The organism is Streptomyces sp. 4F14 (genome assembly GCF_048159485.1).
GTDB lineage: Bacteria > Actinomycetota > Actinomycetes > Streptomycetales > Streptomycetaceae > Streptomyces.
This window is the reverse complement of record NZ_JBLRVY010000061.1, coordinates 1-9,637: the sequence shown is the minus strand read 5'-3', so window position 1 is coordinate 9,637 and position 9,637 is coordinate 1. Positions and strand designations below refer to the sequence as shown.

The window sequence follows — 9,637 nt, the reverse complement described above, 5'->3', positions numbered from 1 at the left end:
ACCCCAGCCGCCGCCTGCGTATGCCCGATGTTCGACTTCACCGACCCCAACCACAACGGCCGCTCCACAGAACGCCCCTGCCCATACACAGCAAGCAACGCCCCCGCCTCGATCGGATCCCCCAGCACCGTCCCCGTCCCATGCGCCTCGACGACATCGACGTCCTCGGGAGACAGCCGTGCATCAGCCAACGCTGCCCGGATCACCCGCTCTTGGGACGGCCCGTTGGGCGCGGTGAGCCCATTGCTCGTGCCGTCCTGATTGACGGCGGACCCGCGCAGGACGGCCAGCACCCGGTGCCCGTGCCGCTGTGCCTCGGAGAGGAGTTCGAGGACGACCACTCCGGAACCCTCGCCCCACCCGGTCCCGTCAGCGGCGGCGGCGAACGGTTTGCAGCGGCCGTCGGGTGCCAGCCCCCGCTGCCGGGAGAACTCGGTGAACGGGCCGGGCGTGGCCATGACGGTCGAGCCCCCGGCCAGCGCGAGGGAGCACTCGCCCCGCCGCAGTGCCTGCGCCGCGAGGTGGATCGCCACGAGCGACGACGAGCAGGCCGTGTCGACCGTGACTGCCGGACCTTCGAGCCCCAGCGTGTAGGAGATCCGCCCTGACACGACGCTGCCGAGGTTGCCGGTCCCGATGTATCCCTCGACCTCGCTGGCGGTCTCGCTGAGCAGCATCTGGTAGTCGTGTGCGCTCACGCCCGTGAAGACGCCCGTGTCGCTGCCCTGGAGGGACTTCGGGTCGAGACCGGCGTGTTCGACGGCCTCCCAGGCGGTCTCCAGGAGGAGCCGTTGCTGAGGGTCCATCGCGACGGCCTCGCGGGGGCTGATGCCGAAGAACTCCGCGTCGAAGCCGCCCGCGTCGTACAGGAAGGCACCGTCGCGGACGTAGCTGGTGCCCGGGTGTTCGGGGTCCGGGTGGTAGAGGGAGTCCAGGTCCCAGCCCCGGTTGTCGGGGAACGCCGAGACCGCGTCGCCCCCGTCGCGCACCAGGCGCCACAGCTTCTCGGCGGACACGGCGTCGCCTGGGTAGCGGCAGCCCATGCCCACGATGGCGACCGGCTCGGTCGATTCCTTGTCGTGGAGCCGGCGACGGGTCTCGCGGAGTTCCGCGGTGACCCACTTGAGGTGGTCGAGAAGCTTCTCCTCGTTCGACATCCGACCCGGCTCCTTGAGGCTGCTTGGTGGTGGAAAAGTGCTCAGGACTTCCCGAACTCGCTGGAGATGAGGTCGAAGATGTCGTCCGCGCTCGCCTTCTCCAGATCGTCGTGGTCGGACCCCTCCGGCCCGTCCGGGGCAGGGCTCCACTTCGAGACGAGCGCCCGCAACCGGCCCACGACCCGGCGGCGGGCCGCCTCGTCCAGCCCGGCCGCGTCGTACGCCGTGGCCCAGGAGTCGAGCGCCGTGAGCACCTGCCCCTCACCGGCCTCGCCCTCGATGCCCAACTGCCCGCGCAGATACGTCGCGAGCGCCTCGGACGTCGGATGGTCGAAGACGGCGGTGGGCGGCAAAGCCAGCCCCGTCACGGAGTTGAGCTGGTTACGCAACTGCACCGCGGTCAGCGAATCGAACCCCAGCTCCTGGAACGGCTTCACCGCGGGCACCTCCTCCACCGCCCGCCCGAGCGTCGCCGCCGCGTACGCCCGCACCCGCCGCACCAGGAAGTCCTGCCGCTGAGCCGCCGGCGTCTTCTCCAACTCGGCCCGGAACGCGCTTAGTTCGGCATCGGAACCGCCCCCCTCGGCCTCCCGCCGGTTCTCCGGCAGATCGGCGAGGAAGGGACTGGGCCGCTGCGCGGTGAACGTCGGAGTGAACCGCGCCCAGTCGAAGTCCGCGACAGTCAGCGTGGCCTGCCCCGAACTGACCGCCTGATGCAGCGCCTTGACGCACAACTCCGAACCGAGCGGCAGCAACCCGAACCGCTTGAAGTACGCCAACGACTCCTCACCGGCCGACATCCCGGCCTCCGCCCAGGGCCCCCACGCGACAGAAGTGGCCGGCAGCCCCTGAGCACGCCGATACTCGGCCAGCGCATCGAGGAAATGATTGGCGGCCCCGTACGCCCCCTGCTGCCCACTGCCCCACACAGCAGCCCCGGACGAGAACATGACGAACGCCGAAAGCTCCAACTCCCGCGTCAACTCATGCAGACTCCAGGCCGCACGAGCCTTCGCCCCCAACACGCCCCCCAGGTGCGCGACCGTCAACTCCCCGATGGGAGTGAGATCAGCGGCCCCCGCCGCGTGGATGACGGCTGTGGGCGGGTGGGCCTCGATGAGGGCGCGGAGTTGGTCGGGGTCGCTGACGTCGCAGGCGGTTACGGTGACTTGGGTGCCCAAGTCGGTGAGTTCGGCGGCGAGTTGGTGGGCGCCGGGGGCGTCGGGTCCTCGTCGGCTGGTGAGGTGGAGGTGGGGTGCGCCTTGGTGGGCGAGCCAGCGCGCCAGTACGGCGCCGATGCCGCCCGTGCCACCGGTGATGAGCGTCGTCCCCTCGGGCCGCCAACCGGCCTTGACCTCAACTGGTTCGGCATGAGCGAGCCGTCGTACGTGAATCCCGTCGGAGCGGACGGCGATCTGATCCTCGCCCTGCGACGCCAGCGCGGCGGCAAGCCGAGACGGCGTCTGATGATCGATCCGCGCAGGCAGATCCACGAGCCCACCCCACAACCGCGGATACTCCAACGCGGCAACCCGCCCCAGCCCCCAGACCTGAGCCTGCACAGGGCGGCCGAGCGGATCGGCGGCACTCGTCGAGACCGCCCCCTGAGTGACGGTGTACATCGGCACGCCCGTATCCCCGAGCGCCTGGACAAGAGCGACGGTCGCGGCGAGCCCGGCAGGCACGGCAGAGTGATCGGGATGCGGATCCTCGCCCAGGGCAAGCAGGTTGACGACCCCGGCGAGCCCGTCCGTCCGAACCGGCGTGAGATCCGCCCGAGGTCCGACGGAGAAGATCCGTACATCGGAGGCGTCATGCTTCGTCAACGCGTCGACGGCAGCCCGCACCGCCGGATGCTCCTCCTGTCCGGCAGCCACGAACAGCAGCCAGTCACCGCCGAGTTCGGGCGAACCGTCGTCCGGGACATGCGTCCACGTCACGCGGTAGCGCCACGAGTCGATGGTCGCCTGCTCCTGCTGCCGCCGACGCCAGCTCCCGAGCACGGGCAACGCGGGTGCGAGAGCTCGGACGGCCTCCTCGCTGCCGTCCTCGGAACCCAGCGTCTCAGCGAGCAACCCGAGATCCCGCTCCTCGACAGCGCGCCACAACTGAGCGTCGGAGGTGCTGGGTTGGGCGGCGGCAGTCGGTGGGCGGGTACTGGTGCGCTTGAGCCAGTAGTGGTGGTGTTGGAAGGGGTAGGTGGGGAGGTCGATGGTGCGTGGAGGCTCCGGGAACCACCTGCGCCAGTCAATGTCGGCGCCGGAGACGAAAGCCTGGGCGGCGGCGAGGGTGAGTTGCTTCACGGAGCCGTGGTCGCGGCGCAGGGTCGGGACGACGGTCCCGGACGAGATGGTCTCTTCCATCGGGAGGGCCAGCACCGGATGGGGACTCACCTCGATGAACAGGCGGTAGCCGTCGGCCTGGAGCGCCTTGACGGTCTCGGCGAAACGGACCTGCTCGCGGAGGTTGGTGACCCAGTAGCCGGTGTCGAGCGTGCTGGTGTCGATACGGCCTGCGGTCACGGTCGAGTAGAAGGCGATGTCGGACTCCGCGACCGGGCGGACCCCGGACAGCCGTTCCGTCAACTCTCCGGCGAGTTGGTCTATTTGTGCATTGTGGGAGGCGTAGCCCACGTCGATGAGGCGTGCCCTCAGTCCCCGCACCTCAGCCTCCGCAACCACCGCCGCCACATCAGCGGGCGGGCCCGAGATCACCGTGGAGGAGGCACTGTTGACCACGGCGACGGACACACCCGGGCGTCGGTCGCCGATCAGTGCACGCACCTCGTCCGGTCCGGCGCCGATCGAGGCCATGTCACCCCGGCCCTGCAACTGCCGCAGCGCATCACTACGGACGGCAACGACCCTCGCCGCGTCCGAGAGCGACAGCACCCCCGCCACGCAGGCCGCAGCTATCTCACCCTGCGAATGCCCCATCACTGCGCCAGGACGAACGCCGTACTCCTCCCAGGCGGCAGCGAGGGAGACCATCACCGCCCACAGGACCGGCTGCACCACATCGACACGGTCCAAGTCGCCGCCACCCCGCAGCACGTCGGTCAGCGACCAGTCGACATGAGGCGCAAGGGCCTGCTCACACTCCCCGATCCGCGCCGCGAACACCGGTGATTCGTCCAGGAGTTGAGCCCCCATCCCCACCCACTGCGACCCCTGCCCCGGAAACACCAACACCGGACCAGGACCAATGTCCCCCGCCACCCCCGACACCACATCCCCACCCACAACCACCGCGCGATGCTCGAACACCGACCGAGTCGTGACCAGCGACCACCCCACCTCACTCGCCGACCCCTCCAACTCCCGCACCCGCCGCACCTGTTCCCCAAGCGCCGCCTCACTCCGCGCGGAAACGACCCACGGCACAAGCCCAGGCTCCTCGACCGAAGAAGCCTCAGCAGACAGCGGCGCCTCCTCCAGGATCACGTGCGCATTGGTCCCCGAGATCCCGAACGACGACACCCCGGCCCGCCGAACCCGCTCCCCCCGCACCCACGGCACCTCCTCCGTGAGCAACCGCACCCCACCCCCGTCCCACTGCACATGCGGGGTCGGGGCATCGACGTTGAGGGTGACGGGGAGCAGTTCGTGCCGAAGCGCCATCACCATCTTGATGACCCCGGCGACGCCCGCCGCCGCCTGCGTATGTCCGATGTTCGACTTCACTGAGCCGAGCCACAGCGGCCGGTCGTCCTCGCGGTCCTTGCCGTACGTCGCGATGAGGGCCTCGGCCTCGATGGGGTCGCCCAGCCGAGTACCGGTTCCGTGGGCCTCGACGGCGTCGATCTCGGACGTGGAGAGGTGGGCGCTGGCCAACGCCTGGCGTATGACGCGGCGTTGGGAGGGTCCGTTGGGGGCGGTGAAGCCGTTGCTGGCGCCGTCCTGGTTGACGGCCGAGCCCCGGAGGAGTGCGAGGACGCGATGGCCGTTGCGTCGGGCGGAGGAGAGGCGTTCGAGGACGAGGAGTCCCACGCCTTCGCCCCATCCCGTGCCGTCGGCCGCTGCGGCGAAGGGTTTGCAGCGGCCGTCGGGGGCCAGGCCGCGTTGGCGGGCGAAGCCGGTGAACACTTCGGGTGTCGAGGTGACGGTGACGCCGCCCGCGAGGGCGAGTTCACACTCGCCCTGCCTCAGTGCCTGTGCCGCGAGGTGCATGGCGACCAGCGAGGACGAGCACGCGGTCTCGACGGTGACGGCGGGTCCCTCCAGGCCGAGGTTGAAGGAGATACGGCCGGACAGGACGCTGGGTGCGGTGCCCGCGTACCCCTCGTTGGACTTGCCTTCCAGGTCTCCCTGGGTCTGGTTGCCGGTGGTCCCGGAGCCGATGTAGACGCCGGTCCGGCTGCCCTTGAGGGATGTGGGGGCGATGCCCGCGCGTTCGAGGGCTTCCCAGGCCGTTTCCAGGAGGATGCGGAGCTGGGGGCTGCTGGCGAGGGCTTCGCGGGGGCTGAAGCCGAAGAACTCGGCGTCGAAGCGGTCCGCTCCGGCAAGGAAGCCGCCTTCGCGGACGTAGCAGGTTCCGGGGTTCTCGGGGTCGGGGTGGTAGATGCGTTCCAGGTCCCAGCCCCGGTCGGTGGGGAAGGGTTCGATCGCGTCGGTGCCGGCCGCGACGAGGTCCCAGAGGTCTTCAGGGGTTTCGACGCCGCCGGGGAAGTGGCAGGCCATGCCGACGACGGCCACCGGTTCCTGGTGGCGTTCCTCCAGCTCGCGCAGGCGCTGCCGGGTGTCGTGGAGCTCGGCGGCGACCCGCTTGAGGTAGTCGACCAGTTGCTCTTCACTCGCCATGGGAGTTCACCCAGCCTTCCGCACGGTCGGTCACACACCCAGTTCTTTGTCGATGAAGTCGAGGATCTGGTCGGCGGTCGCGACCTGGAGCTGTTCCTTCGTTCCCTGCGTCCCGGTGGGGGTGCCGGCTGTCTTCCACTTGCTGAGGAGCGTCTCCAGCCGGGCGGTGACCGCGTCGGTGTCGAGGTGCTCCACGGCCGCGGCGGACAGCGCGCGCTCCAGCCGCGCGACCTCCCGGAGGATCGGGTCGGTGGCCTCCTGTCCGGTGGATACGGCGGCGTCGGGGGCGAGTTGGCTCGCGAGGTGTGCGGCCAGGGTGTCGGCGTCGGGGTAGTCGAAGACGAGGCCGGCGGGCAGGCGCAGTCCGGTCGCGGCGGACAGGGTGTTGCGCAGTTCGACGGCGGTGAGGGAGTCGAAGCCGAGTTCTTTGAAGGTTCCGCCCTGGACGGCGCTGTCCGTGTGGTGTCCGAGGACGGCGGCGGCCCGTTCCTTGACGAGCTTGACCAGGGTGTGGTGCCGGTCGGAGGGCGAGAGGGCGGCGAGCCGGGCCGCGAGGTCGGCGGGGTGCGCGCCCGCCGACGCGGTACGCCTGCCGGTGGTGCTCGTGGCGAGGCCGCGCAGGAGGGCGGGCCGGGCATCGGCGGGGAGTGCGGCCAGGGTACGCGGGTCGAAGTCGCAGGCCACCACGTGGGCGTGGCCGTGGTGGTGGGCGGCGTCGAGGAGGGCCAGCCCGTGGTCGGCGGTCATCGCGCGGACGCCGACGCGTCCGAGCCGGGCCATGTCGGTGTCGCTGAGTCCGCCCGCCATGCCGCCTTCGATCCGCCACATGCCCCACCCGACGGACAGACCGGCCTGACCCCCGGCCCTTCGGTGTTGAGCGAGCGCATCGCAATAGGCGTTGGCGGCCGCGTAGTTGGCCTGACCGGGGCTGCCGAGGGTGGCGGCGACCGAGGAGAACACGACGAACATGCCGAGTCTCAAGTCCCGTGTCGCCCGGTGGAGGTTGGCGGCGGCGGTGGCCTTCGCCGCCCACACCGTCGCAAGCCGCTCGGGGGTCTGGGCGGTGACGACGGCGTCGTCCAGAACACCCGCGGAATGAATCACTCCGGTCAACCGGTCCGTGGACGCGACCAGTTCGGCCACCGCGCCCGCATCGCTCACGTCAAGGGCGACAACGGACACCTCGGCACCCAACTCACCGAGCCGCGCCACGAGTTCACCGGCACCGGGAGCCTCAGCACCACGCCGCCCGGCCAGTACGAGACGCCGTACGCCATAAGCGCGCACAAGGTGTTCGGCGGCGACCTGCCCGAGCATCCCCATGCCGCCGGTGATTAGGACGGCACCGTCGGGATTGAGGGCGGGTGGTACGTCGAGGACGAGCTTCCCGGTGTGTTTCGCCTGACTCATGAACCGCAACGCCTCCCCCGTATCGGCCAGCGGCCAGGAACGTACCGGGAGCGGCTTAAGCCGTTCTGAGGCGAACATCGCACCGAGCTCGTCGAAGATCTCCCCGATCCGCTCGGGCTCGGCATCCACGCTCGCGTCGTACACCGCATACATGACGCCAGGATGCGCGTCGGGTTCCCGAAGATCGGTCTTCCCCATCTCCAGGAACCGCCCCCCGTCACCAAGGAGTTGGAAGGACTCGTCGATGAACTCACCGGTGAGACTGTTGAGTACGACATCCACGCGCCCGAACTTCGCGGCGAACCCCAGTTCCCGCGAGGAAGCCCGATGCGCCTCGTCGATCCCCAACTCCCCCAGCACGGCATGCTTCCCGGGACTGGCGGTCGCGAACACCTCGGCACCGACCAGCCGGGCAACCTGCACGGCAGCCATCCCCACCCCACCGGTAGCGGCGTGGATCAACACCCGCTCCCCCGCCTGGAGTCGGCCCAGCTCGACCAGCCCGTACCAGGCAGTGAGGAACGCCGCCGGAGCCCCCGCGGCCTGCCGCATGTCCCACCCGTCGGGGACTCGCGCCATCAACTGCTCATCAGCGACCGCCACAGGCCCGAAGGCCCCTTCGAACATGCCCATCACACGATCACCGACCGCCACCCGGGTGACCCCGGCACCGACCGCGGTAACGACCCCGGCCCCCTCACCTCCCATCGCTCCGTACGCCGGAACCATCCCCAAACCGACCAGTACGTCGCGGAAGTTGACGCCGGCCGCGTGCACGGAGACCCGTACCCGGCCCGGCGCCAAGGGCGCGAGTACCTCTGGACACGGAACCGCAGTCAGGGCGTCGAGCGAACCACCGTCCGCCATGCACAGCCGCCACGCGGGTTCACCTGGAGGCGGTGAGAGGGACGGGCGGCGAGCAGGCACCAGCCGGGGTATGTGCACCTTGCCGTCTCTCAGGGCCAGTTGGGGTTCGTCGAGGGCATGGAGGCCAGGCGGGAGGTCGCCGCCGTCCGTGTCGACCAGGACGAAGCGGCCGGGGTTCTCCGTCTGGGCACTACGGACAAGACCCCACACAGCTCCGGCAGTTGGATCGACATCCCCACCATCGACGGACACCGCTCGGCGGGTCACCACTGTCAGGCAGGGGTCGTCGGCCGAGGCCAGGGCGTCCTGCACCCTGACCAACACCCCTTCGAGGGCGGCGAGTTCATCACCGTCGACCATCAGCACAGCCGCGTCGTCCGCGTCCACGTCCGCCTCCGGCACCTCGACCGGCGTCCACTCGACCGTGAACAGGCCCCGCAGGTCGCGCTGTCGAACGGCGGTGAGTTGGGACGGGTCGATCGGCCGGGTACGGAGAGCCTCAACGCGCAGGACAGGCCCGCCTGTTGCATCGGTGACCGTCACACCGACTCCGCTCTCGGACGGGGTCAGGCGGACCCGGACGGTCGTGGCCCCCACCGCGCTCAGCGATACGCCGGTCCACTCGAAGGGAACGTGCGTCTCGTCGCCCTGGAGGTGCGCGGCGAGGAGGGGGTGAAGGGCGGCGTCGAGGAGGGCGGGGTGGATGCCGTACCCGTCGGGGGAGCCGGCTGCTTCGGGGAGGGTGACCTCGGCGTAGAGGTCGTCGCCACGCTGCCAGACTGCGCGCAGGCCCTGGAATGCCGGGCCGTACCGGTATCCGTCGTCCGTAGCGGTGCGGGCGTAGAAGTCCGCAACGTCGATGGGATCGGCACCGGGTGGGGGCCAAGGAATGGCCGGGAGGGGATCGTCGGAGGGCTCGGGAAGCTGTGGAGCCAGGACGCCGACCGCGTGGCACGTCCACTCGTCGTCGGAACGGGTGTAGATCCGAACCTCGCGGCGCCCATCGCCACCAGCCTCATCCACCACGACCTGAACCCGAAGAGTCGAATCGGGCACCAACACAGGGGCCTGCAAGGTGAGTTCCTCCACCACGGAGCACCCCACTTCGTCCCCGGCCCGAAGAGCCCACTCCACCAAGGCCGCCCCCGGCACCAACACCACGCCACCCACCTCGTGATCGACCAACCACGAAGCGCCCGAACGCGACAGCCGCCCCGTCAGAAGACACCCGCCTCGATCGGCGAACTCAACTGCCGCACCCAGGAGGGGATGACCGGCGGCGCTGAGTCCAAGCACTCCTGCATCACCGCTAGTTCGCCCGCTCGGCAGCCAGAAGCGTTGGCGTTGGAAGGGGTAGGTGGGGAGGTCGACGATCCGGGGCGGGGGGTCGGTGGGGAAGAAGGG

3 protein-coding genes are annotated in these 9,637 nt (G+C 70.1%); all 3 read right to left on the bottom strand.

What is annotated here, in order from left to right; all coding sequences use genetic code 11:
* Positions 1-1,157: beta-ketoacyl synthase N-terminal-like domain-containing protein (locus ACLZOT_RS49560; RefSeq protein WP_416975919.1), on the bottom strand; the 1,157-nt coding region annotated here is incomplete at its 3' end.
* Positions 1,158-1,198: 41 nt separating this feature from the next.
* The gene (locus ACLZOT_RS49555; protein ID WP_416975918.1) at positions 1,199-5,956 is read right to left on the bottom strand and encodes a type I polyketide synthase; all 4,758 of its coding nucleotides are present in this window, start codon (positions 5,954-5,956) and stop codon (positions 1,199-1,201) included.
* Positions 5,957-5,986: 30 nt separating this feature from the next.
* A complete protein-coding gene (locus tag ACLZOT_RS49550; protein WP_416975920.1) occupies positions 5,987-9,529 on the bottom strand; it encodes an SDR family NAD(P)-dependent oxidoreductase in 3,543 nt (1,180 codons plus the stop codon).
* Positions 9,530-9,637: the final 108 nt, after the last annotated feature.

What these genes read in the sequence shown, in the direction of transcription:
- ACLZOT_RS49555 (WP_416975918.1), bottom strand. Translation starts at nt 5,956, where the DNA reads ATGGCGAGTGAAGAGCAACTGGTCGACTACCTCAAGCGGGTCGCCGCC.